This window comes from Streptomyces sp. NPDC006385 (assembly GCF_040612485.1).
GTDB lineage: Bacteria > Actinomycetota > Actinomycetes > Streptomycetales > Streptomycetaceae > Streptomyces.
Genome location: NZ_JBEXQG010000013.1, coordinates 32,553 through 55,577, shown reverse-complemented (window position 1 = coordinate 55,577; position 23,025 = coordinate 32,553). Strand labels below are relative to the sequence as shown.

Annotated in this window: 26 protein-coding genes; 22 read left to right on the top strand and 4 right to left on the bottom strand. The window is 71.5% G+C overall.

Going from position 1 to position 23,025, the window contains the following annotated elements; all coding sequences use genetic code 11:
- Window positions 1-21 precede the first annotated feature (21 nt).
- Genes ABZ078_RS13165 through ABZ078_RS13155 form a run of 3 tightly spaced genes read left to right on the top strand, consistent with a single transcriptional unit; the run spans window position 22 to window position 1,078 of the window.
- Window positions 22-351 (top strand): hypothetical protein, encoded by a 330-nt coding sequence (locus ABZ078_RS13165; RefSeq protein WP_356574622.1) that lies wholly within the window; start codon window positions 22-24, stop codon window positions 349-351.
- 45 nt (window positions 352-396) lie between these two features.
- On the top strand, window positions 397-837 hold the full coding sequence (locus tag ABZ078_RS13160; RefSeq protein ID WP_356574620.1) for a hypothetical protein: 441 nt from the start codon (window positions 397-399) through the stop codon (window positions 835-837).
- A gap of 28 nt (window positions 838-865) precedes the next feature.
- Entirely contained in the window at window positions 866-1,078 is a 213-nt protein-coding gene (locus tag ABZ078_RS13155) for a hypothetical protein (RefSeq protein WP_356574618.1), read from the top strand.
- A gap of 68 nt (window positions 1,079-1,146) precedes the next feature.
- Here ABZ078_RS13155 and ABZ078_RS13150 read toward each other — a convergent pair whose 3' ends face one another.
- Window positions 1,147-1,794: a ThuA domain-containing protein gene (locus ABZ078_RS13150; RefSeq protein ID WP_356574616.1), complete on the bottom strand. Its 648-nt coding sequence runs from the start codon at window positions 1,792-1,794 to the stop codon at window positions 1,147-1,149.
- A gap of 165 nt (window positions 1,795-1,959) precedes the next feature.
- Here ABZ078_RS13150 and ABZ078_RS13145 point away from each other — a divergent pair, with 165 nt between their 5' ends.
- The 3 genes from ABZ078_RS13145 to ABZ078_RS13135 all read left to right on the top strand — a co-directional run bounded on the left by ABZ078_RS13145 (window position 1,960) and on the right by ABZ078_RS13135 (window position 4,171).
- Window positions 1,960-2,982, top strand: coding sequence for a DUF5954 family protein (locus tag ABZ078_RS13145; RefSeq protein ID WP_356574615.1), 1,023 nt, complete (start codon window positions 1,960-1,962; stop codon window positions 2,980-2,982).
- Between the two features lie 87 nt (window positions 2,983-3,069).
- Complete coding sequence (locus ABZ078_RS13140; protein ID WP_356574613.1) at window positions 3,070-3,702, top strand: VOC family protein; 633 nt, start codon at window positions 3,070-3,072, stop codon at window positions 3,700-3,702.
- 61 nt (window positions 3,703-3,763) lie between these two features.
- Window positions 3,764-4,171, top strand: a complete 408-nt coding sequence (locus ABZ078_RS13135; RefSeq protein WP_356574611.1) for a VOC family protein — start codon at window positions 3,764-3,766, stop codon at window positions 4,169-4,171.
- Here the strand turns inward: ABZ078_RS13135 and ABZ078_RS13130 are convergent.
- Together ABZ078_RS13130 and ABZ078_RS13125 are read right to left on the bottom strand one after the other, a co-directional pair.
- Window positions 4,148-4,840, bottom strand: coding sequence for a helix-turn-helix transcriptional regulator (locus ABZ078_RS13130; RefSeq protein WP_356574609.1), 693 nt, complete (start codon window positions 4,838-4,840; stop codon window positions 4,148-4,150). The two genes, ABZ078_RS13135 and ABZ078_RS13130, sit on opposite strands and share 24 nt — an antisense overlap.
- A gap of 55 nt (window positions 4,841-4,895) precedes the next feature.
- Complete coding sequence (locus ABZ078_RS13125; RefSeq protein WP_356574607.1) at window positions 4,896-5,837, bottom strand: AraC family transcriptional regulator; 942 nt, start codon at window positions 5,835-5,837, stop codon at window positions 4,896-4,898.
- Window positions 5,838-5,917: 80 nt separating this feature from the next.
- Between ABZ078_RS13125 and ABZ078_RS13120 the strand changes: the two genes are divergently transcribed.
- Window positions 5,918-6,769, top strand: a complete 852-nt coding sequence (locus ABZ078_RS13120) for an NAD(P)H-binding protein (protein WP_356574605.1) — start codon at window positions 5,918-5,920, stop codon at window positions 6,767-6,769.
- Window positions 6,770-6,789: 20 nt separating this feature from the next.
- Here ABZ078_RS13120 and ABZ078_RS13115 read toward each other — a convergent pair whose 3' ends face one another.
- Window positions 6,790-7,932, bottom strand: coding sequence for a YihY/virulence factor BrkB family protein (locus tag ABZ078_RS13115; protein ID WP_356574603.1), 1,143 nt, complete (start codon window positions 7,930-7,932; stop codon window positions 6,790-6,792).
- A gap of 138 nt (window positions 7,933-8,070) precedes the next feature.
- On the opposite strand from ABZ078_RS13115, the gene ABZ078_RS13110 reads away from it, so the two are divergent.
- The 15 genes from ABZ078_RS13110 to ABZ078_RS13040 all read left to right on the top strand — a co-directional run bounded on the left by ABZ078_RS13110 (window position 8,071) and on the right by ABZ078_RS13040 (window position 23,016).
- Window positions 8,071-9,705 (top strand): acyl-CoA dehydrogenase family protein, encoded by a 1,635-nt coding sequence (locus ABZ078_RS13110; RefSeq protein ID WP_356574601.1) that lies wholly within the window; start codon window positions 8,071-8,073, stop codon window positions 9,703-9,705.
- Window positions 9,706-10,053: 348 nt separating this feature from the next.
- Window positions 10,054-11,343 carry a GAF domain-containing protein gene (locus ABZ078_RS13105; protein ID WP_356574600.1) on the top strand — a complete coding sequence of 430 codons (1,290 nt, stop codon included), beginning with the start codon at window positions 10,054-10,056 and terminating at the stop codon, window positions 11,341-11,343.
- Between the two features lie 146 nt (window positions 11,344-11,489).
- On the top strand, window positions 11,490-12,779 hold the full coding sequence (locus ABZ078_RS13100; protein WP_356574598.1) for a hypothetical protein: 1,290 nt from the start codon (window positions 11,490-11,492) through the stop codon (window positions 12,777-12,779).
- A gap of 61 nt (window positions 12,780-12,840) precedes the next feature.
- Window positions 12,841-13,413 (top strand): GNAT family N-acetyltransferase, encoded by a 573-nt coding sequence (locus ABZ078_RS13095; RefSeq protein ID WP_356574596.1) that lies wholly within the window; start codon window positions 12,841-12,843, stop codon window positions 13,411-13,413.
- Window positions 13,414-13,540: 127 nt separating this feature from the next.
- The gene (locus tag ABZ078_RS13090) at window positions 13,541-13,624 is read left to right on the top strand and encodes a putative leader peptide (protein WP_310887545.1); all 84 of its coding nucleotides are present in this window, start codon (window positions 13,541-13,543) and stop codon (window positions 13,622-13,624) included.
- A 181-nt stretch (window positions 13,625-13,805) separates the two neighbouring features.
- Entirely contained in the window at window positions 13,806-15,503 is a 1,698-nt protein-coding gene (locus tag ABZ078_RS13085; RefSeq protein WP_356574594.1) for a nitrite/sulfite reductase, read from the top strand.
- A complete protein-coding gene (locus ABZ078_RS13080; protein WP_356574592.1) occupies window positions 15,500-15,688 on the top strand; it encodes a hypothetical protein in 189 nt (62 codons plus the stop codon). Before ABZ078_RS13085 ends, ABZ078_RS13080 begins: the two co-directional genes overlap by 4 nt.
- The gene (locus ABZ078_RS13075) at window positions 15,685-16,395 is read left to right on the top strand and encodes a phosphoadenylyl-sulfate reductase (protein ID WP_356574590.1); all 711 of its coding nucleotides are present in this window, start codon (window positions 15,685-15,687) and stop codon (window positions 16,393-16,395) included. The genes ABZ078_RS13080 and ABZ078_RS13075 overlap by 4 nt, the downstream gene beginning before the upstream one ends.
- A 35-nt stretch (window positions 16,396-16,430) precedes the next feature.
- Complete coding sequence (gene cysC / locus ABZ078_RS13070) at window positions 16,431-16,967, top strand: adenylyl-sulfate kinase (RefSeq protein WP_356574773.1); 537 nt, start codon at window positions 16,431-16,433, stop codon at window positions 16,965-16,967.
- A complete protein-coding gene (gene cysD, locus ABZ078_RS13065) occupies window positions 16,964-17,911 on the top strand; it encodes a sulfate adenylyltransferase subunit CysD (protein WP_356574589.1) in 948 nt (315 codons plus the stop codon). Before cysC ends, cysD begins: the two co-directional genes overlap by 4 nt.
- Before the next feature lie 2 nt (window positions 17,912-17,913).
- Complete coding sequence (locus tag ABZ078_RS13060; protein WP_356574587.1) at window positions 17,914-19,248, top strand: GTP-binding protein; 1,335 nt, start codon at window positions 17,914-17,916, stop codon at window positions 19,246-19,248.
- Window positions 19,249-19,455: 207 nt separating this feature from the next.
- Window positions 19,456-20,559: an aliphatic sulfonate ABC transporter substrate-binding protein gene (locus tag ABZ078_RS13055; RefSeq protein ID WP_356574585.1), complete on the top strand. Its 1,104-nt coding sequence runs from the start codon at window positions 19,456-19,458 to the stop codon at window positions 20,557-20,559.
- Between the two features lie 41 nt (window positions 20,560-20,600).
- Entirely contained in the window at window positions 20,601-21,389 is a 789-nt protein-coding gene (locus tag ABZ078_RS13050) for an ABC transporter ATP-binding protein (protein WP_356574584.1), read from the top strand.
- Window positions 21,376-22,269, top strand: coding sequence for an ABC transporter permease (locus tag ABZ078_RS13045; protein ID WP_356574582.1), 894 nt, complete (start codon window positions 21,376-21,378; stop codon window positions 22,267-22,269). The genes ABZ078_RS13050 and ABZ078_RS13045 overlap by 14 nt, the downstream gene beginning before the upstream one ends.
- 6 nt (window positions 22,270-22,275) lie before the next feature.
- Window positions 22,276-23,016 (top strand): sirohydrochlorin chelatase, encoded by a 741-nt coding sequence (locus ABZ078_RS13040; protein ID WP_356574581.1) that lies wholly within the window; start codon window positions 22,276-22,278, stop codon window positions 23,014-23,016.
- The last annotated feature ends 9 nt before the right edge of the window (window positions 23,017-23,025 follow it).

The following is a 23,025-nucleotide window of genomic DNA, read 5'->3' as shown; positions in this document are numbered from 1 at the left end:
CACGTCAGCCAAGGAGGCGTCATGCGCGGACCGCGCCATACGTTGATCACCCTGGGCGTCACCGGAGCGCTCATGTTCGCCGCCTCGGCCGCTCCGGTCCAGGCATCCGTCGAGCAGGTGCCCGCATCCGGCGCGGTGGCCAGGGTTCCGTACATCAAGTCCACGGGCGGATGGATCAAGACCTGCTACGAGGCGACCTGCCGCAAGGTCGTCTACACGTACGCGGGAGACATCCTGTGGGCCTACGGCTCGATCGAGAACGACTTCGGCAACAGGTGGTACCGGGTGGCGACGTACCTGGAGGACCACGAGGGCTGGATCTACTGCGGAAACACCAACGCCGCCTGCTGAGCGGACACCAGACCGGCCGCGGGAGCGGCGAAACGGAGGAAGACATTGCGTACGGGACGAGTGCTCGCAGGCGGGTTGTTCGGCGCGGTACTGGCCTTGGGGGTGGTGACGGCACCGGCAACCGCGGCTGACGGCTGGCAGCGCACCGCCGATGTGTCGGACGGCTCCTACAACAACGGATACGCAAAGACGTGCGCCACCACCGGATACGGGCAGGCCTGCTTCCAGGGCTACGGCGAGTGGATCTGGCTGCGCGACCTGTACACCAACGGGGAGCCCGTGGCGATGCAGTGGTACCACGAGGATGCCGACGGCCATCGCTCCGGGCACGCCTACTGGGACGGCGGCTCCGGCGCCGGCTGGACGAACCTGAACAAGAGCTTCGGCGAATACGGCGACTTCAACTTCCGGGTGTGCGAGGTCGATCTGTCGGACGACGTCGTCATCGAGGACACGTGCAGCCCCTGGAAATGGGCGTCGACCTGACCCACTCACAGAGATTCCCGACAGCTCCGTGACCTCGGACGCCCAGTGCGTGCGGTACGACGACTCGTGGAGCACCAACGTCCTGGGCCGGGGCTGCTTCAGCAAGTCCACCGACGATCTGTGCATCCACGACGCCACCGCCGACACCCTCAACCACAACGCCCCCGACTGGGGCGTGCGTTACAAGAACTTCTACGAGCCCCTGGATCTACAACGACCGCTGAGGCCGCCGCCCACATGACCATCGCGGGACGGGGGATGACGGAGGGCCACTTCGACGAGTGGCCCTCCGTTCTTCTCTAGTCTTCTCTAGCCCGGTTTCGCCGCCCAGTCGATCCCGCCGAGGAGGTGGGCGCGGAAGTCCGGGTCCGCGTAGGACTCGCAGGCGTGGCCCAGGGCCGTGTAGAAGACGCGGCCCCGGCCGTGCTCCCGGCACCACACCAGTGGATGGTCCTCGCCCATGCCGCCTCCGTCGTACGACGACTCGTCGGCCGAGGCCAACACCCGTACCGCGCCGCGGGGGTTGGTGCGGAAGTCGTACCACTCGTCGACGAAGTCCCATACGGCGGGGAGGTGCCGGGTGGCCGGATGGTCGCGGTCCTCCACGACCGCCTTGCCGGGCTGGTACGCGGGGTGGCGGTCGAACCGCGCGCCCAGCAGCTCGCCGTAGTACGGCCAGTCGTACTCGGTGCAGGCCGCCGCGTGCACGCCGACGAAACCGCCGCCCGACTCGACGTACGCGGCGAACCGCTCGCGCCCGGCGGGGGTGAGCACCTCGCCGCTGGTGGAGAGGAAGACGACGGCCGCGTAGGCGTCGAGGGGCCGGTGGAAGGCGTGCGGGTCCTCGGTGTGGTCCACCGCGAAGTCGCCGAGCGTGCGGACGGCTTCGACGCCGGCGGGGATGGACGCGTGCCGGTAGGCGGTGGTGCGGGTGTAGACGAGGAGTCGTGCGGCCATGCGGCCGAGCCTAGGGCCTGTCGGCGGGGCGGGCCCCACTCCGGCCGGTGATCCGAGAATTTCCGATCGCCCGCGAACCGTCCGCCTTCCCGGCGCTGCTCAACAACCCCGTTTGTTGAGTCGGTTCGGCCCCGCCCCCACCCCGACGCTCGCCACAATGCGTACATGAGCCATGACTGGCAGCAACAGATCCGCGCGCTCCACGAGGAGTTGGTCCGCCGCGACGACCCCACCGCCTGGGTGCGGGAGGCCGACGCGGTGGACGCCTCGCTGCGCTATCCCGGGTTCGCCCTGCGCGGGCCGGTGTTCGGGGTCGCCGTGCAGGATCCGGCGGCGGGACCCGAGTGGCGGGTGCTGAAGCCGGTCGTGAACGGGATGCCGCAGATGTGCCGTGACTCGCTGAACACGTATCTGTGGTTCCGGGCGAAGGACGACACCGACGATCCGGCCGTACGACGTGAACTGCTCGCCGCCGTCCGCGTGTTGGACCGGGAACCGGTGAACGAGGTGCAGGCGTGCGGCGTGCGCTACCGGATCGTGCGCGGTGACGAGTTCTCGCGCTGCGACGACGACGGTCTTGAGCCGCCCCGCCCCACCGACCCGGAGCCCGCCGAACGCTCCTGGGACCGGCGTGCCGAGTCCACCCCCTCCCCCGACCTGGACCTCGTCCTCGACGCGGCTCCCGCGGACGACGGCCCGATGGCGGGTGCCATGCGGGCGGGGCTGCGGGGTTTCACGTACCAGGGCGCGCGGTTCCCCTTCGATGTGCGCCGTGACTCGGAGCGGGCGGTGCGCTCGCACCCGCGGATCGTGCTGCTGCCCACCTGTTTCGGCGTGGTCGAGCGCGAGCGGACCGGCTGGGAACCGGCCCTCGCGCTCCAGGCCACCGCGCACGACGCCAGGCGCGTCCTCTACGACGCGCTGACCGAGATGTGGCCGATGCTGTACCGGTTCGACGACGAGAAGAAGGCGATGTACGCGAAGGCGGCCGAGGAGTTCCGGGCGCTCGAGCGCGCCGACGAGGCCCGGGTGGCGGGCCGTGTGTTCCGGGTCTGCCGCGCCGAGCGCATGCTCCGCATGGGCCCGGACGGCCCGGAGACCCCGCGCCCCTCGGACGTCGACGAGTACGGTCCCATGAGGATCCATCCGACGCTGCTGGACGACGGCACCGTCGTCCACGACGAGTGAGCCGGTCTTCCTCCCTCCCCCTCTCCTCCCTCCTCCCGGCGCACAGGTGTTCCCTGTCGAGGGCCGCCCTGCGTAGCCTCGGCTGCGATGAACGCCATCCCCGCGCTCCTGGACCATCTCGTCCTCGCGACCCCCGATCTGGCCGCCACGGTCGCCGACTTCACCCGGCGCACCGGCGTGACACCCGCCCCGGGCGGTGTGCATGTCGGGCTCGGCACCCGTAACCACCTGGTGTCGCTGGGCGGCATCAGCTACCTGGAGATCATCGGCCCGGACCCCGAGCGGTCCGCGCCCGGGCAGCCCCGCCCCTTCGACGTCGACGGGGTCACCACGGCGCGCACGGTCACCTGGGCGATCAGTCCGCCCGACCTGGACGCGGCGATCGAGCACGCCCGGGCCCTGGGCTACGACCCCGGATCGGCCCAGGCGATGAGCCGCCGCCGACCCGACGGCACCCTCCTGGAGTGGCGGCTCACCGACGGCGACGACGCCCACCCCTCCGGCCTCGTCCCCTTCCTCATCGACTGGGGCGCCTCCGTCCACCCCACCGCCACCGACCTGCCCACGACACCCCTGCTGTCGCTCACGGCGAGCGCCCCCGATCCGGACGAGATCCGCCCCCTGCTGGCCGCACTGGGCACGGACCTCGACCTCACGAGGGGCCCGGTGGGAATCTCCTTCACGGTGGACACGCCGCTGGGCCCGGTGACCTTCCAGTAGGCCGCGGGGTGTGTCCGAAACCTTCAAGACCGTCCGGTCCTCCGGTGCCTACGGTGGCCGTATGACACCACGATTCGACGCCATCGGCCTCGTCGTCTCCGACATGGCCGCCTCTGTCGCCTTCTACCGCCGCCTCGGCTTCGCCTTCCCGGAGGGCTCCGAGAGCGAGCCGCACGCCGAGGCCCAACTGCCGGGCGGGCTGCGGCTGATGCTCGACACCGAGGAGACCGTGCGGTCCTTCCTCCCGGAGTGGGAGCCACCCACGGGTGGCGGCCGGCACTCGCTGGCGCTGCGGTGCTCGGGTCCGGCGGAGGTGGACGCGGTGTACGAGGAGCTGGTGGCCGCCGGCCACCACGGCGAGCTCAAGCCGTGGGACGCCTTCTGGGGCCAGCGGTACGCGACCGTGCACGACCCGGACGGAAACGGCGTCGACCTGTTCGCGCCGCTAGCCGCCCCGCCGGCGGAGTAGCTCACCGAGCGGCACCCCCGCCAACTCCTTGACGTCCCGGGCCAGATGAGCCTGATCGGCGAACCCGGCTCGGGCGGCCGTGTCCGCGAAGGCCACGCCCTCCCGGGCCAGCCTCACCGCCCGTTGCAGCCGCAGGACACGGGCCAGCGTCTTGGGGCCGTAGCCGAAGGCGGTCAGGCAGCGGCGGTGCAACTGCCGTGCGCCCAGGCCCAGTTCGTCGGCGGTGGCGGCGACGGGGCGACCCGAGTCGAGGGCGGTGACGACGCGCAGGAGCAGCGGGTCGGGCGGCTCCGCGTCGGCCGCACGCTCCAGGGCCACCTCTTCGAGCGCGGTCAACGGGTCCGGCGCGGCTGCGATACGGCCCCGCAGCCGCCGTACTTCGGTGGCCGGCCACAGCTCCGCGAGGTCGACGCGCAGGTCGCGTACCTCATGCGCCGGCACCCCCAGGAAGCCGGGGGCGGTCCCGGGGTGGAAGCGCACGCCCCTCCAGGTGCCGCCGTCGCCTTCCGTGACGTACGCGCGCGTGTCGGGCCCGGCGACCAGCAGCCGCCCGTCGTGCCAGAGCAGGTCCATACACCCGTCGGGCAGCACGCGCCCCGCACCGGTCCCACCAGGCGTGTTCGTCCACACCACGGCACCAGGCAGCCGGGACGCCCGCTCCGCGTACATGGGAGCCAGGTTACGCCGGGCGCACACGACGCACCGGACCCACGGCAATCGCGGCCTACCCCACGGCCACCCGCCCCCGATGCTCCTGCGGACTGACTCCGTACACCCGCTTGAACGCACTCGACAGAGCGAACGCGCTCCCGTAACCCACCCTCCGGGCGATCGCGTCCAACGTGTCGTCGGTGTCCCGCAACGCGTCCGCCGCAAGCCCGAGCCGCCACCCCGTGAGGTACGTCATCGGCGGCTCCCCCACCAGTTCGGTGAACCGCCGGGCCAGCGCGGCCCGCGACACCCCGGCCTTGGCGGCGAGCGAGGCCACCGTCCAGGGATGCGCGGGGTCGTCCTGGACGAGCCGCAGCACGCGGCCGACGACCGGGTCCGCCAGCGCCTGGTACCAGGCCGGCGCCTCCGCCTCCGGACGGGAGAACCAGGCCCTGAGCGCGGCGATGACCAGCAGGTCGAGCAGCCGGTCCAGGACGACCTCCTGGCCGGGTTCGTCGCGGACGATCTCCTCCATGAGGTACGGGGTGAGGGGGCAGTCCCACACGTCGGCCGTGAGGCACAGCAGCGGCGGCAGCGCGTTCAGCAGCCGCCCGCTGATCTCGCCCTGCCACAGATATGTGCCGATCAGCATCACGGCCGAGCCGTCCGGCCGGTCACCCCAGGTGCGCACGCCCAGGTCCATGGAGCCGTTGAGGGAGCGCCCGTCGGGGTGGCGGCACTCGGCGCCCGGCAGGATCAGGGCCTGGGGCGCGGTGCCGGGGTCGTCGGCGCAGGTGTAGGGGGCCGGGCCGCGGGCGATCGCGAGGTCGCCGGGGCGCAGCCGGATCCGCTCCCCCTCGTCCGGGATCACCCAGGCGTCGCCGCGGACCATGACCATGACGGTGAGCGGGGCGCGGTCCTCGATGCGGACGGACCACGGCGGATCGAAACACGCACGGATCATGAAGGCGCCACGCGCGCGTGGGCCCTCCAGCAGACCTGCGAGAGCGTCCATGGCGTCAGCGTAGACGTCCGCGTATGGGGACGAGTCGTTCGGCGATGGGCTGTCGGGGCGCGCGTCCGTTGACTGGTGGCATGACGGAGAACGCGGCCGACACGGCGGACAAAGAGCGGATGACGGTGGTGGTGACCGGTGCCTCGGGTCGTACGGGGAGCCGGGTGGCGCAGGCGGCGCGCGCGGCGGGGCTGAGGGTGCGGGCCGCGTCCCGGGCGCGGGGCTTCGACTGGGAGGACCCGACGACGTGGGCCGAGAACCTGCGGGACGCGGACGCGGCGTATCTGATGTACCCGTCCGACGTCGGGTCCCCGGCGGCGGCCGAGGGGGTCGGGGCGCTGGCGCGGGAGGCGGTGGGGCTCGGCGTACGGCGGTTGGTGCTGCTGTCGGCGCGTGGTGAGGAGCAGGCGCGGCCGGCCGAGGAGGCGCTGAAGTCGTCCGGCGCGGACTGGACGGTCGTACGGGCCGCGTGGTTCGCGCAGAACTTCAGCGAGGGGCCGCTGGTCGCGGGGATGCGCCGCGGGGAGCTGGTCTTTCCGGCGGGTGAGGTGAAGGAGCCGTTCGTCGACGTACGGGACATCGCGGACGTGGTGACGGCCTCGCTGACGTCCGGCGAGCGGCATGGGGGCCGGACGCTGGAGCTGACCGGGCCGCGGCTGCTGTCCTGGCGGGAGGCGGTCGCGGAGATCTCCGAGGCGGCGGGCACCGCGATCGCGTACACGCCGGTCCCGACCCGGGCCTACGGTGAGGCCCTGGCCGGCTTCGGCGTGCCGCCCGAGGAGGTCGAGCTGCTGATCGAGGTCTTCGACACTCTCATGGACGGCCGCAACGCCCATGTCACGCACGACGTCCGCGAGGTGCTCGGCCGTGAGCCGCGCGACTTCGCCGGCTTCGCGAGGGAGGCCGCGGCGGCGGGGGCGTGGAAGGCGTGAGCGGGCGTCCGTCCGGGCGGCTAGGAATCCTCCGGCTTGTGCGGATGGTGGTGGTGCGGACTCTTCACATGGGTCCGCAGCCGGGACGTCACATCCTCGGGCGGCAGGAAGCGGGACCACCGCTCCGGGAACTCCGACGGCATGTCCGGGTCGTCGGGATCCGCCTCCCGGTGGGCGGCGGCGCGGGCCACGTACTCGGCGACCTGGGCCTCACGCAGCCGCTCGTTGGCGGCGCGGGCCGCGGCCGTCGCGGCGGCCGGCCAGACCCGGTCGATCGCGGCGTTGACCGCGGCCCCGACGAGGACGGCGAACGCGGACACGCCGATCCACAGCATCACGGCGACGGCGGCGGCGAGGGAGCCGTAGATCGACGCGCCCTCGATCGTGTTCGTCAGGTAGATGCGGAGCAGGAAGCTGCCCAGCACCCACATGCCGAGGGCGACCAGCGCGCCGGGCACGTCCTCGATCCAGGGTGAGCGCACCGGCACGGACACGTGGTACAGCGTCGTCAGGAACGCGATCGACAGGACGATCACGACCGGCCAGTACAGGACCTGCACCACGGTCTCCGACCAGGGCACGATCCGCACCACCGCGTCCGGCCCGGCCACCATCAGCGGCAGCGCCACCGAGCCGATCAGCAGGGCCGCGACGAACAGCAGGAAGGCCACGATCCGGGTCTTGACGATGCCGCGGACGCCGTCGAGGCCGTACATCACGGTGATGGTGTCTATGAAGACGTTCACCGCGCGCGACCCCGACCACAGGGCGAACAGGAAGCCCACGGAGATGACGTCCGGTCGGCCGCCCTTCATCACGTCGTCCAGGATCGGCTGGGCGATCTGGCGCACGCCCTTGTCGGACAGGACGGTGCGCGAGGCCTCCAGGAGGTTGGTCTCCAGGCTGGAGATGGTGTCGGTGCCGGTCCAGTCGTCGACGTAGCCGAGGAGGCCGATCATGCTGAGCAGCAGTGGGGGCACGGACAGCAGCGTGAAGAACGCGGCCTCGGCCGCCAGGCCCAGGATGCGGTACTCGATGCAGGAGTTGACGGTGTCCTTGAGCAACAGCCAGACGGTCCTGCGCTTGGAGACGTTCCGGTAGAGGACACGCACCCGGTGGAGACGGCCGGAGGGCCGCTGGGAGGATTCACTTGCTGGCTGCACAGACCTAAAGGTATCCGCCGTGCGGGGGCGCGCTCATCGCGGCGCCGGGGGCGCACCCGGCGCCACCTGCTCGGGCATCCGCGCGGTCGCCGTGTCCGGGTGGAGACCACCGCCCCGCGGAGGGGTAGGTTCACAGCCATGGCAGGCAGCACGCACACCGTGACGAACCAGCCCCCGCCCTTGGTCGGACACGACGTCTACAGCTCCGACCGCGCCCTGACCGAGGCCGTCGAGCGTCACCTCGACCCGGAACTGCTGGACGAGGTCCGCAGCGAACTGGCGGCGCTCGGACGGTCCTGTGGATCGGTGCAGCTCCAGGAGTGGGGGGTGCTGGCCAACGAGCACCCGCCGCGGCTGCGCACGCACGACCGCTACGGCCGCCGTATCGACGAGGTCGAGTTCCATCCGTCCTGGCACCGGCTGCTCGGCAAGGGCGTCGCGGCGGGGATGACCGCGGCCTGGGGACGGCCGGGCGGGCATGTGCGGCGGGCGGCCGCCTTCCTGATGTGGACGCAGGTCGAGGCCGGCAACGGCTGCCCGCTGTCCATGACCCACGCGGCGATCCCCGCCCTGCGCACGGATCCCGCGCTGGCCGCCGAGTGGGAGCCGCGGCTGACCTCCATGATCTACGACCGTGGGCTGAGGCCGGCCCGGCAGAAGGCCGGGGTCCTGTTCGGCATGGGTATGACGGAGAAGCAGGGCGGCAGCGACGTACGCGCCAACACGACGGTCGCCACCCCGCTCGCCGAGGACGGGACGTACACGCTGACCGGGCACAAGTGGTTCTGCTCGGCGCCGATGTCGGACGGTTTCCTGGTGCTCGCCCAGGCTCCGGAAGGGCTCACCTGCTTTCTGCTCCCGCGCGTGCTGGAGGACGGCAGCCGCAACGTGTTCCTCGTCCAGCGGCTCAAGGACAAGCTGGGCAACCGCTCGAACGCCTCCGCCGAGGTCGAGTTCGACGGTACGTGGGCCCGCCGGGTCGGCGAGGAGGGCCGGGGCGTGCGCACCATCATCGAGATGGTGGCGGCGACCCGCCTCGACTGTGTGCTGGGCTCGGCGGGGCTGATGCGGCAGGCGGTCACGCAGGCGGTCCACCACTGCGCTCACCGGGAGGCGTTCGGCGGAAAGCTCGTCGACAAGCCGCTCATGCGCAACGTACTGGCCGACCTGGCCGTCGAGTCGGAGGCGGCGACGACCCTCGCACTGCGGCTCGCGGCCGCCTACGACGACGGCGGCGAGCAGGAGCGCGCGCTGCTGCGGATCGCGGTGCCGGCCGCGAAGTACTGGGTGACCAAGCGGTGCGCGCCGGTGACGGTGGAGGCGGCCGAGTGCCTGGGCGGCAACGGGTACGTCGAGGAGTCCGGCATGCCCCGCCTGGTCCGCGAGTCCCCGCTGAACTCCATCTGGGAGGGCGCGGGCAACGTCCAGGCACTGGACGTGCTGCGGGCGCTGCAGCGCGAGCCCATGGCCCTCGACGCCTACCTCCAGGAGGTCGGCACGGCACGCGGCGCCGATCACCGCCTGGACACGGCGATCAAGAGCCTGCTGACCGAACTCGCCGACCTGGAGGGCATCGAGGCCAGGGCCCGCCGCCTCACCGAGCGCCTGGCACTGGTGCTCCAGGGCTCCCTGCTCGTCCGCTTCGCCCCGCCGGAGGTGGCCGACGTCTTCTGCGCGTCCCGCCTGGGCGGCGACGCGGGCGCGGCGTTCGGCACACTGCCGTCGACTCTGGACCTGCGGTCAGTGGTGGATCGGTCCAGGGCGCACACCTGAGACCGAGGGGCGCGGGGACCTGCGCGACCGACCGCGAACCGGCCCGCAGACGCCACCGCACCGACAGCGGCACCCCCTGTCGCGCGACCGCGGCCCGACCGCCGGAGGTAGGGGGTGGTGCTGCGCCGACACGGCACCACCCCCGCCCTGGCCCGTTCGAGGCCGCGAACGCCGCTCGGGACGGCGTTGCTCAAGTTTCAATGAGGTCAGGGCGGTCCACCAGGGTTGCAAGGGGTTGCAACTTGTTGGTGTCTGTGTGCGGACTGTGTCCCTCCGCGAGCGGCGGACGGCACTATGAAACGCGGAGTCAGTTCGCACAGCCACGACGAGTCGAATCCGGGAGGACTTTTGGCGCTCTCGCCGACGGACGTGACGCAGCTGGCCGCCGTGGACGCGGGGCGGGCGGCGCGAGTGCTCAGCGAGGTCCGCGCCGCCACGCTGTCCGGACAGCGCGCGCCCGTCGCGCCGCGCCCGGTGATCGAGCAGTCCTGGGAACGCATGAAGCGCAGCGGGCTCGATCCGGACCACGACGTCCGCTCCGGGCTGTTGTCCCGGGAGGAGGTGCAGCGGCGCCGGGAGGCCACCGCGCTCAGACATGTGCTGCCTGTGCTGCGCGAGGGGCTGCTGTCGGTCGCGGACGTCGCCCACCACATCATGGTCGTCGCCGACCACGAGGGCCGGGTGCTGTGGCGGGAGGGCAGCTCCTCGGTGCTGCGCAAGGCCGACGGCCTGGGCTTCGAACTGGGTGCCGACTGGCGGGAGAGCGTCGTCGGCACGAACGGCGTGGGCACCCCGGCGGTGGTGCGCCGGCCCGTTCAGGTCTTCGCCTCCGAGCACTTCCAGCGCTCGCAGACCTCCTGGACCTGCACCGGCGCCCCCATCACGGACCCACGGGACGGCCGGCTGATCGGCGTGGTGGACGTCAGCGGACCGCTGGAGACCATGCACCCGGCCACGCTCGCCTGGGTCGACTCGGTGGCCAAGCTCGCCGAGGCCCGGCTGCGCGAGCTGCACCTGACCTCGCTGGAGCGGCTGCGCGCCGTGGCGGCGCCGGTGCTGGCCCGGATCACCGGGCGGGCGCTGGTGGTGGACCGGGAGGGCTGGACGGCCGCGGTGACCGGGATGCCGTACGCGAAGCGCGTCGCGCTGCCCAAGTCCCTGTCGCCGGGCCGTCGGTGGCTGCCGCCGCTGGGCCTGTGCGCGGTGGAACCGCTGGCGGGCGGCTGGCTGCTGCGGGCCACCGAGGAGCCGGTGCCGCCCGGGGCGACGCGCATCGTGCTGGACCTGACGCAGCCGCGCCGCTGGTCGGTGACGGTGTCCGGCGGCGCGGGCTCCTGGAGCCATGAACTGAGCCCCCGGCACGCCGAGTTGCTCTACCTCCTGGCGCTGCACCGCGCGGGCCGCAGCGCCGCGGAACTGGCCGAGGCCATGTTCGGCGACGCGGGCCGTACGGTGACGGTACGGGCCGAGATGTCCCGGGTACGGCGCTATCTGGGGGCGTTCCTTGAGCACCGCCCGTATCGCTTCCGTGAGGACGCCGAGGTCGAGGTGCTGCTGCCGGACGACCCGCGCGACCTGCTGCCGCACTCGATGGCGCCGGCGGTGGTGCGGGGGCGGACGTCGACCGAGGCGTCCTGAGCGAGAGTGGCATCCTCCGCATATTTGCGGGGTCTTAGTCCGCGAGCGTGCTCAACTGCCGTAGCATCCCCCTACGGGCCACCCCACCTGCTCTTTTGGTCAACGCTCAGACCATTGACGGCAGTTGGCTCGCCTCGGGAGGTTTGATGAAGCACCGCGGCAGACACCGTCGACGCAAGCAGGGACGTGCGCTGCGCGGGTTCCTGGCCGGAACCGCCCTCGCACTCACCGCCGCCGCCACGATGATCAGCGCCTCGCAGGCCACGGTCGGCGACGACCCCGGGGCACTGGAGCCCCTCACCAGCGTGGACGAGACACGCGCGCTCGGGCTGCGGGAGCACCTGGTCCCGCGCGCCACGCTCGACGAACTCGCCTCCCGCATGGGCGAGCCGGTCGGGGTCCGCACGGTCCTCGAGAGCGCCGACCGCAGCCTGCGTACGGCGTCCGGCTGTACGGCCGGCGAGCGCGCGGCGCTGCCGGTCGCGCCGACCGCCACGCGCGCCTACTGCTGGGACGCCGCCGACACCCGGGCCTGGCGGGCGGGCGCGGTCACCACCTCGGGCGACGCCGACGACGACGGCTGGTGGAACGACAACCGGGTGATCCTCTCCGGCTGGAGCCAGGGCCGCGCCGACCACGGCTTCGCCCGGGTCGCCTTCGTCGACGCGAACGACCTGAACCGCCTCCGGTACGCCTCGGCCCTCCTCGTGGTGCCGGTGGACGGCGGGCGGGACTACCGCGCGCTGCCGTCCCGCCTCTCCGGCATGGTCTGGTACCAGGACAAGCTGCTGGTCACCGCGGCCGACGGGCTGTACGTGTACGACATGAACCGCGTCCAGCGCGCCACGGTCGACAGCGCCGCGGTGGGCCGGGTCGAAGGCGGCTGGTCGGCCCACGGCCAGCGCTTCGTCCTGCCGGCCGTCGGCTCGTACCGTCTGACCGGCGCGGACACCGCTCCCCGGCTCGGCGCCGTCTCCCTGGACCGCAGCACGGCGCCCGACAGTCTGGTCGCGAGCGAGTGGACCCCGGTGGACAGCGACCGCCGCGCCCGCCTGTGGCGCTACGACTTCAGCAAGGACCCGGTCCGCCCCGGCCTGCTGGCCACCGACGCCGCCGGGTCCGCCCCCGCGGTCGAGGCGTACGAGACGGAGGCCTCCGGCATAGGGGGCGTCCTGTCGCGCCGGGCGACCGGGGCGGAGCGTTCCGACTGGTACCTGGGCCGCGCCCCGGGCACCACGGACCGGCAGGGCAGCCTGTGGCGCCAGGACACCGAGGGCGCCGAGGCGACCCGCTGCGGCTCGGAGGACGCCCCGCGCTGCTGGGGCGTCCGGGCCGGCCCGCTGTCGTACTGGGAGGCGACCGGCGAGGTCTGGTCCCAGTCCGGCCGGATGCTGTTCGCCGTGCCGCTGACGTCGATCGACAGGGCGCTGGGGTAGCCGGGCCGCCGCCGTGGACGCCGGTCGACAGATCGGCCGTTCGGATGGTTCGCTGGCGGCCATGACCAACATCCCCGTGACCACCTGGTCCCTGGAGCAGACCTCCCCCACCGACGTCCTCCCGGCGGCCGCGCCGGAGGGGGACGTGCGGATCGTCCGGGCGGAGGTGCCCTCGCCCGAGTTCAGCCGGTTCCTGTACGCCTCCGTCGGCGGGGACATCCGGTGGATCGACCGGCTCGGCTGGCCGTACGCGCGGTGGCGGGAGTACCTGGAGCGGCCCGGTGTGGAGACGTGGGTCGCGTATGAGCGGGGGACGCCGGCGGGGTACGTGGAGCTCGACCCTCAGGACGACGGGGTCGTGGAGATCGCCTACTTCGGCTTGATCCCGGCTTTCCGCGGTCGGCGCATCGGCGGTCATCTGCTGGCGTACGGCGCCGCCCGCGCCTGGGATCTCGCGGACCGCTGGCCTGGGCTGGCGCAGACCAAGCGGGTGTGGCTGCACACGTGCAGCAAGGACGGCGAGCACGCCATGGACAACTACCTGCGCCGCGGCTTCAAGCTCTACGACACCAAGGTGGAGGAGGAGGCCGAGGTGGCCTCGCCCGGTCCGTGGCCGGGGGCCTACCCCGCCTGAGCTGGGTGGACAAGGCCCGATACGGGCCATGTGACCGACAACACGCATGTCTCGCTTTCCGAGACAATGATGTCCGAATGATGGACGAAGCTGGACTGTGTCCAGATCTCCGTGCCACGCTTCCGTCATGCCTGGAACTGGAATTGCCTTGGTGAGTCGGCGGCACGTCGACCTCGGCCGCATGTCCAGCGCCATCTGTCCGGCGCGCTGAGTCGGTTCCGGCCGCGCCCGACACCCCCCTTTCGTCTCATTCCCGCGCAATGAAGCGCACGCATGCCCATGCGCCCGCACGCGCAGGTCAGAGCCTCCCGCCCGCCACCCGACCACCACCCCTCATCGACGGCGCTGCGCGCCGACACCTTCCCATCGCTGTCCCGAAGGACGTAACAACCATGGCCGCCACCCCGCAGAAGCCTGCCGCCGCGACTCCCCGCCGCAAGGTGAGCCGTCACCGCGGCGAGGGTCAGTGGGCCGCGGGGCACTTCACCCCGCTCAACGGCAACGAACAGTTCAAGAAGGACGACGACGGTCTCAATGTGCGGACACGCATTGAGACGATCTACTCGAAGCGCGGCTTCGACTCGATCGACCCCAACGACCTGCGGGGGCGGATGCGCTGGTGGGGGCTCTACACCCAGCGCCGCCCCGGGATCGACGGCGGCAAGACCGCGATCCTGGAGCCGGAGGAGCTGGACGACGAGTACTTCATGCTGCGGGTGCGGATCGACGGTGGCCGGCTGACCACGCGGCAGCTGCGTGTCATCGGCGAGATCTCGCAGGAGTTCGCCCGCGGCACCGCCGACATCACCGACCGGCAGAACGTCCAGTACCACTGGATCCGGATCGAGGACGTGCCCGAGATCTGGAACCGCCTGGAGGCGGTCGGCCTGTCCACCACCGAGGCGTGCGGGGACACTCCGCGTGTCGTCATCGGCTCGCCGGTCGCCGGCATCGCCGAGGACGAGATCGTCGACGGCACCCCGGCCATCGACGAGATCCACCGTCGGTACATCGGCAGCAAGGAGTTCTCCAACCTGCCGCGCAAGTTCAAGACGGCGATCTCCGGCTCCCCGCTGCTCGACGTGGCGCACGAGATCAACGACATCGCCTTCGTCGGCGTACACCACCCCGAGCACGGCCCCGGCTTCGACCTGTGGGTCGGCGGCGGCCTGTCCACCAACCCGAAGATCGGCGTCCGGCTCGGCGCCTGGGTACCGCTGGACGAGGTCCCGGACGTCTGGGCGGGTGTGATCGGCATCTTCCGCGACTACGGCTACCGGCGCCTGCGCACCCGCGCCCGCCTGAAGTTCCTGGTCGCCGACTGGGGCGCGGAGAAGTTCCGCCAGGTGCTTCAGGACGAGTACCTGGGGCGCGAGCTGGTCGACGGCCCCGCCCCCGCCCAGCCGCTGGCGCGCTGGCGCGACCACGTCGGTGTGCACCGGCAGAAGGACGGCCGTTTCTACGTCGGGTTCGCCCCGCGCGTCGGCCGTGTCGACGGCACGACCCTGACGAAGATCGCCGACCTGGCGGAGGCACACGGTTCCGGCCGGGTCCGCACCACCGTCGAGCAGAAGATGATCATCCTCGATGTCGAGGAGGCCCAGGTCGACTCGCTCGTCGAGTCCCTGGAGGCGCTGGACCTCACCGCCAAGCCCTCCCCGTTCCGGCGCGGCACCATGGCCTGCACCGGCATCGAGTACTGCAAGCTCGCCATCGTCGAGACCAAGGCGCGCGGTTCCCAGCTCATCGACGAGCTGGAGCGCCGCATTCCCGACTTCGACGAGCCGATCACCATCAACATCAACGGCTGCCCGAACGCCTGCGCGCGTATCCAGGTGGCGGACATCGGTCTCAAGGGCCAGCTGGTCCTCGACGACCAGGGCCGGCAGGTCGAGGGCTTCCAGGTGCACCTGGGCGGCGCGCTCGGTCTGGAGGCCGGTTTCGGCCGCAAGGTGCGCGGTCTGAAGGTCACCTCCGAGGAGCTGCCCGACTACGTCGAGCGCGTCCTCAAGCGGTTCCAGGCGGAGCGCGAGGACGGCGAGCGGTTCGCGACCTGGGCCGCACGCGCGTCCGAGGAGGCCCTCTCATGAGCGAGCGGGCCGCCCCCTTCTACTGCCCCTACTGCGGCGACGAGGACCTCCGTCCGAGCGTGGCCCTCGAAGGCGGCCACGGCGCCTGGGAATGCGCGGCCTGCAACCGCGCATTCCAGTTGAAGTTCCTCGGGCTGCTGGCCCGGGGTCTTCAGCACAACGACGCGGGGGGAGACGAGATATGACGACGACGCGGAAAGAGCGCACGACCGAGGAGCTGAAGGCACTCGCCGAGCAGGCGGGCCGGGACCTGGAGGACGCCTCCGCGCTGGAGATCCTCCAGTGGGCGGCCGACACGTTCGGCAAGCGTTTCTGCGTCACCTCCTCGATGGAGGACGCGGTGGTCGCCCACCTCGCCTCCCGTGCGATGCCCGGCGTCGACGTGGTGTTCCTCGACACCGGCTACCACTTCGAGGAGACCATCGGCACGCGGGACGCGGTCGAGGCCGTGATGGACGTCAACGTCATCACCCTCACCCCGCGTCAGACGGTCGCCGAGCAGGACGCGCAGTACGGCCCGAAGCTGCACGACCGCGACCCCGACCTGTGCTGCAAGCTGCGCAAGGTGGAGCCGCTGGAGCGGGGCCTGAAGGACTACGTGGCCTGGGCGACCGGTCTGCGCCGCGACGAGTCCCCGACCCGGGCGAACACCCCGGTCGTCGGCTGGGACGACAAGCGCCAGAAGGTGAAGGTCTCCCCGATCGCCCGCTGGACCCAGGACGACGTGGACGCGTACGTCGCCGAACACGGCGTCCTCACCAACCCGCTGCTGATGGACGGCTACGCCTCCATCGGCTGCGCTCCCTGCACCCGCCGCGTCCTTCAGGGCGAGGACGCGCGCGCCGGCCGTTGGGCGAACCGCGCCAAGACCGAGTGCGGGCTGCACGGCTGACCATGACCGAGCTGGCTACGAATTTGGAGAACCACGTGACGAGCGGAGCCACCGTCTGGCTCACGGGTCTGCCGAGCGCCGGCAAGACCACCATCGCCCACGAGCTGGCCGGCCGGCTCCGCGAGGAGGGCCACCGCGTCGAGGTGCTCGACGGCGACGAGATCCGCGAGTTCATCTCCGCGGGCCTCGGCTTCAGCCGCGAGGACCGGCACACCAATGTGCAGCGCATCGGCTTCGTCGCCGAACTGCTCGCCCGCAACGGCGTGCTCGCCCTCGTCCCGGTCATCGCGCCGTACACGGACAGCCGCGACGCGGTGCGCAAGCGCCACCAGCAGAACGGCACGCCGTACGTGGAGATCCATGTGGCGACGCCCGTCGAGGTGTGCTCCGTGCGGGATGTGAAGGGCCTGTACGCCAAGCAGGCCGCGGGCGAGCTGACCGGACTGACCGGGGTCGACGACCCCTACGAGGCGCCCGAGTCGCCGGATCTGCGGATCGAGTCCCAGAACCAGACCGTGCAGGAGTCCGCGGCGTCGGTGTACGCCCTGCTCAGCGAAAGGGGTTTGGCATGACGACGACCGTCGCCACGGTGAAGGGGGGCGAGGACGGTACGGACTCCCCGTACGCCCTCTCGCACCTGGACGCGCTGGAGTCCGAGGCGGTGCACATCTTCCGCGAGGTCGCGGGCGAGTTCGAGCGGCCGGTGATCCTGTTCTCCGGCGGCAAGGACTCCATCGTCATGCTGCACCTGGCGCTGAAGGCGTTCGCCCCCGCGGCGATCCCCTTCTCGCTGCTGCACGTGGACACCGGGCACAACTTCCCCGAGGTCATCGACTACCGGGACCGCACGGTCGCCGCGCACAACCTGCGGCTGCACGTCGCCTCGGTGCAGGACTACATCGACCGCGGGGTGCTCAAGGAGCGCCCGGACGGCACCCGCAACCCGCTGCAGACCGTGCCGCTGACCGAGAAGATCCAGAGCGAGAAGTTCGACGCGGTCTTCGGCGGCGGGCGGCGCGACGAGGAGAAGGCGCGGGCCAAGGAGCGCGTCTTCTCGCTGCGGGACGAGTTCTCGCAGTGGGACCCGCGCCGGCAGCGGCCCGAGCTGTGGAACCTGTACAACGGCCGCCACGCGCCCGGCGAGCACGTCCGCGTGTTCCCGCTGTCCAACTGGACCGAGCTGGACGTCTGGCAGTACATCGCCCGCGAGGGCATCGAGCTGCCGGAGATCTACTTCGCGCACGAGCGCGAGGTCTTCAAGCGGTCCGGCATGTGGCTGACCGCGGGCGAGTGGGGCGGGCCGAAGGACGGCGAGACCGTCGAGAAGCGGCTCGTGAGGTACCGGACCGTGGGCGACATGTCCTGCACCGGCGCCGTCGACTCGGACGCGGTGACGCTGGAGCAGGTCATCGCCGAGATCGCCGCCTCCCGGCTCACCGAGCGCGGTGCCACCCGCGCCGACGACAAACTCTCCGAGGCCGCGATGGAAGACCGCAAGCGCGAGGGGTACTTCTAAGCATGAGCACGATCACGACCGAGGAACTCTCGGCCACGACCCTGCTGCGGTTCGCCACCGCGGGCTCCGTCGACGACGGCAAGTCCACCCTGGTGGGCCGGCTGCTGCACGACTCCAAGTCCGTGCTCGTCGACCAGCTGGAGGCCGTGGAGCGTGCCTCGGCCAGCCGCGGCCAGGACGCCCCCGACCTCGCGCTGCTCACCGACGGCCTGCGCGCCGAGCGCGAGCAGGGCATCACGATCGACGTGGCGTACCGTTACTTCGCCACGCCCCGGCGCCGGTTCATCCTCGCCGACACCCCGGGCCATGTGCAGTACACCCGCAACATGGTCACGGGCGCGTCGACGGCCGAGCTGACGGTGATCCTGGTCGACGCCCGCAACGGCGTCGTCGAGCAGACCCGCCGGCACGCCGCCATCGCGGCCCTGCTGCGGGTGCCGCACGTCGTCCTCGCGGTGAACAAGATGGACCTGGTCGACTACCAGGAGTCCGTCTTCGCCGCGATCGCCGAGGAGTTCACGGCGTACGCGCTCGAACTGGGCGTCCCGGAGATCACCGCGATCCCGATCTCGGCGCTGGCCGGCGACAACGTGGTGGACCCGTCCGCGAACATGGACTGGTACGGCGGCCCGACCTTCCTGGAGCACCTGGAGACGGTCCCGGTCGCCCACGACCTGAGCCACTGCCACGCCCGGCTGCCCGTGCAGTACGTGATCCGCCCGCAGACCGCCGACCACCCGGACTACCGGGGCTACGCCGGCCAGATCGCGGCCGGTTCCTTCCGCGTCGGCGAGGCCGTGACCGTCCTGCCGTCGGGCCGCACCTCGAAGATCTCCGGTATCGACCTGCTGGGCAAGCCGGTCGACGTCGCCTGGACCACGCAGTCGGTGACCGTCCTGCTTCAGGACGACATCGACATCTCGCGCGGCGACCTGATCGTGCCGACCAAGGACGCGCCCGCGACCACGCAGGACATCGAGGCGACCGTCTGCCATGTCGCCGACGCCCCGCTGACCGTCAACCACCGGGTGCTGCTCAAGCACGGCACCCGCACGGTCAAGGCGATCGTCAAGGACATCCCGTCCCGGCTGACGCTCGACGACCTGTCTCTGCACCCGCACCCGGGACAGCTCGTCGCCAACGACATCGGCCGTGTGAAGATCCGCACCGCCGAGCCGCTGCCGGTCGACTCCTACGCCGACTCGCGCCGCACCGGGTCCTTCATCCTCATCGACCCGAACGACGGCACCACGCTCACCGCGGGCATGGTCGGCGAGTCGTTCGCCTCGCCGGAGCCGGTCAAGGACGAGACCGAGGACGACGGGTGGGACTTCTGAGATGAAGGCCCTCGACTACTACTCCACGTTCGCGAAGGAGGGCGGCCGCGTCGGCAGCGGCGCCCTCGGGAGCGGGCAGGGCGGAGTGCCGCGATGTGCGCGCTGACCCGCGCGCACCGGATGCGCGCCGCTCCGGACGAACCTGCCGACTCCCCGGCCGCGACCTGACAGGGTGTGCGAGCCGGGCCACCGAGAGGAACACCTCCCGTGCCTGCCACCCCCGCCCCGCGGCGGACCCTCGCCGTCCTGGCCGTGCTCCCGCTGCTCGCCCTCGCGGCCTGCGGCTACGGCTCGCAGGCCAAGGAGAACACCGGGCAGGCCATCGCCGGGGCGCCCAAGGTGGACGGCCTGGACTCGGTGAAGATCGGCTACTTCGGGAACCTCACGCACGCCACCGCGCTGGTGGGCATGCGGGAGGGCCTGTTCCAGAAGGAGCTCGGCGGCACCGAGATCAAGCCCTCGATCTTCAACGCCGGCCCCTCCGAGATCGAGGCGCTGAACTCCGGTTCCCTGGACATCGGCTGGATCGGCCCGTCCCCCGCCATCAACGGCTACCTCAAGTCGAACGGCAAGAACCTGCGGATCATCTCCGGTTCGGCGTCGGGCGGCGTGAAGCTCGTCGTGAACCCGGAGAAGATCAAGTCCCTGAAGGACGTCAAGGGCAAGAAGATCGCCACGCCGCAGCTCGGCAACACCCAGGATGTCGCCCTGCTCAACTGGATCTCCGAGCAGGGCTGGAAGGTCGACGCGGAGAGCGGCCAGGGTGACGTCTCCGTGGTCCGCACGGACAACAAGATCACCCCGGACGCCTACAAGTCCGGCTCGATCGACGGCGCCTGGGTGCCCGAGCCGACCGCGTCCAAGCTGGTCGCCGAGGGCGCCAAGGTGCTCCTCGACGAGGCCGACCTGTGGCCGGACAAGAAGTTCGTGATCACGAACGTCATCGTGTCGCAGAGCTTCCTGAAGGAGCACCCGAAGGCCGTGGAGGCTGTGCTGCGCGCCTCGGTGAAGACCAACGAGTGGATCCGCGCCAACCCCGAGAAGGCGAAGGCCGCGGCGAACGCGCAGTTGAAGACCGACACCGGCAAGGCGCTGCCCGCCGACGTCATCGACCCGGCGTGGCGGTCCATCCAGGTCACCGACGACCCGCTGGCGGCCACGCTGAAGACCGAGGCCCAGCACGCGGTCGAGGCGGGGCTGCTGGAGAAGCCGGACCTGACCGGCATCTACGACCTGGCACCGCTGAACAAGGTCCTCAAGGGCGAGGGCAAGGACGAGGTCGACGACGCCGGACTCGGCACGACGTCGTGAGCAAGGCACTGATCCCGAAGAGTTCCCAGGAGGTGACGACCATGGCAACCGCCCTCGCCAAGGCCGCCGACACGGATGTGTCCGTGGAGCATGCCGCGCGCATCGAGCACGTCTCGAAGTCCTTCGCCGGCCCCGCCGGGCAGCAGCTCGTCCTCGACGACATCACGCTCGATGTCGCGCCGGGCGAGTTCGTCACCCTCCTCGGGGCGTCCGGCTGCGGCAAGTCGACGCTGCTGAACCTGGTGGCCGGGCTGGACAAGCCCAGCGCCGGCGCCATCACGACGGACGGCCGCCCCGCGCTGATGTTCCAGGAACACGCCCTGTTCCCGTGGCTGACCGCGGGCAAGAACATCGAACTCGCCCTCAAGCTCAGGGGCGTTGCCAAGGCCGAGCGGCGCGAACGGGCCGAGGAGCTCCTCGAACTGGTGCGGCTGAAGGGCGCGTACGGCAAGCGGGTGCACGAGCTGTCGGGCGGTATGCGCCAGCGCGTCGCCATGGCGCGGGCGCTCGCCCAGGACAGCAAGCTGCTGCTGATGGACGAGCCGTTCGCGGCGCTCGACGCGATCACGCGGGACGTGCTGCACGACGAACTGACCCGGATCTGGCGCGAGACGCGGCTTTCGGTCCTGTTCGTCACGCACAACGTGCGCGAGGCGGTCCGGCTGGCCCAGCGTGTGGTCCTGCTGTCCTCGCGCCCGGGGCGGGTCGCGCGTGAGTGGACGGTCGACATCCCGCAGCCGCGCCGCATCGAGGACGCCGCCGTGGCGGAACTGTCCCGGGAGATCACCGAAGAACTGCGTGGGGAGATCCGCCGTCATGGCCAGCACTGAGACGAGCGCCGCCAAGGACGGCAACGATCTCGCCGGACTCGAAGCGGGCCTGGACGCCCTGGAGACGGTCCAGTCGAGCCGTACGCCGTTCCGCAAAACCCTGACGCAGAAGGTCCTCCCACCGCTCGTCGCCATCGCCCTGGTACTGGCGGCGTGGCAGTTCCTGGTGTCGTCCGGGATCGCCGACGACCCGGCCAAGCTGCCCTCGCCCTCCGACGTATGGGGCGAGCTGCGCGAGTCCTGGCTCCAGGGCACGCTCCACGAGTACATCTGGACGTCCGTCTCACGCGGTCTGCTCGGCTTCCTGCTGGCGCTGGCGATCGGTACACCGCTGGGGCTGCTGGTGGCGCGGGTGAGGTTCGTGCGCGCGGCGATCGGGCCGATCCTCTCCGGCCTTCAGTCGCTGCCGTCGGTCGCCTGGGTGCCGCCGGCCGTGATCTGGCTGGGCCTGAACGACCAGATGATGTTCGCGGTGATCCTGCTCGGCGCGGTGCCCTCGATCGCCAACGGGCTGGTGTCCGGCGTCGATCAGGTGCCGCCGCTGTTCCTGCGGGCGGGCCGCACGCTGGGCGCGACAGGGCTGAAGGGCACCTGGCACATCGTGATGCCGGCCGCGCTGCCCGGCTACCTCGCGGGCCTGAAGCAGGGCTGGGCCTTCTCGTGGCGTTCGCTGATGGCCGCGGAGATCATCGCGTCCTCCCCCGACCTGGGCGTGGGCCTGGGCCAGCTCCTGGAGAACGGCCGCCAGACCAGTTCCATGTCCATGGTCTTCTTCGCCATCCTGCTCATCCTGATCGTCGGTATCGCCATCGATCTGCTGATCTTCAGCCCGCTGGAGCGGTGGGTGCTGCGCAGCCGCGGTCTGCTGGCAAGGAGCTGAAACCCCGTGTTCACGAAGCCGGTTCTTCTCGTCATCGCCCACGGCAGCCGCGATCCGCGGCATGCCGCGACGGTGCACGCCCTGGTGCGCCGGGTGCGCTCGCTGCGCCCGGACGTGCGGGTGGAGACCGGGTTCCTGGACTTCAACATCCCGTCGGTGCAGGGGGTGTTGGAGTCGCTGGCGGCGGAGGGCGTCCGTGACGTCGTGGCGCTGCCCCTGCTGCTGACGCGGGCGTTCCACGCGAAGGCCGACATCCCCGCGGTGCTGCGGGACGCGCCGCCGCAGCTACGGATCCGGCAGGCGCGGGTGCTGGGGCCGTCGCCGCTGCTGCTGTCCGCCCTGGAACGGCGTCTGTACGAGGCGGGCCTGACGCCCGCCGACAAGTCCTCGACCGGGGTCGTGCTGGCCTCGGCGGGGTCCACCGACCCGGAGGCGATCGCAGTGATCGCAGAAATCGCGCGGGAGTGGCGGCACACCGGTTGGTGCGCCGTGCGGCCTGCGTTCGCCTCCGCATCTCTGCCGCGCACCGAGGACGCGGTGCGCGAACTGCGGGCGCTGGGCTGCGCGCGCGTGGCCGTGGCCCCGTACGTGCTGGCGCCCGGGTTCCTCCCGGACCGGATCGCGCGGGGCGCGGCCGAGGCGGACGTCCTGGGAGGCGTGCTCGGGGCGGCGCCCGAGGTGGCGCGGGTGCTGCTGCAGCGGTACGACGCGGCGGGAGTGCCGGTGTTGGCGGCGGTCGGGGCCTGAGACTGTCAC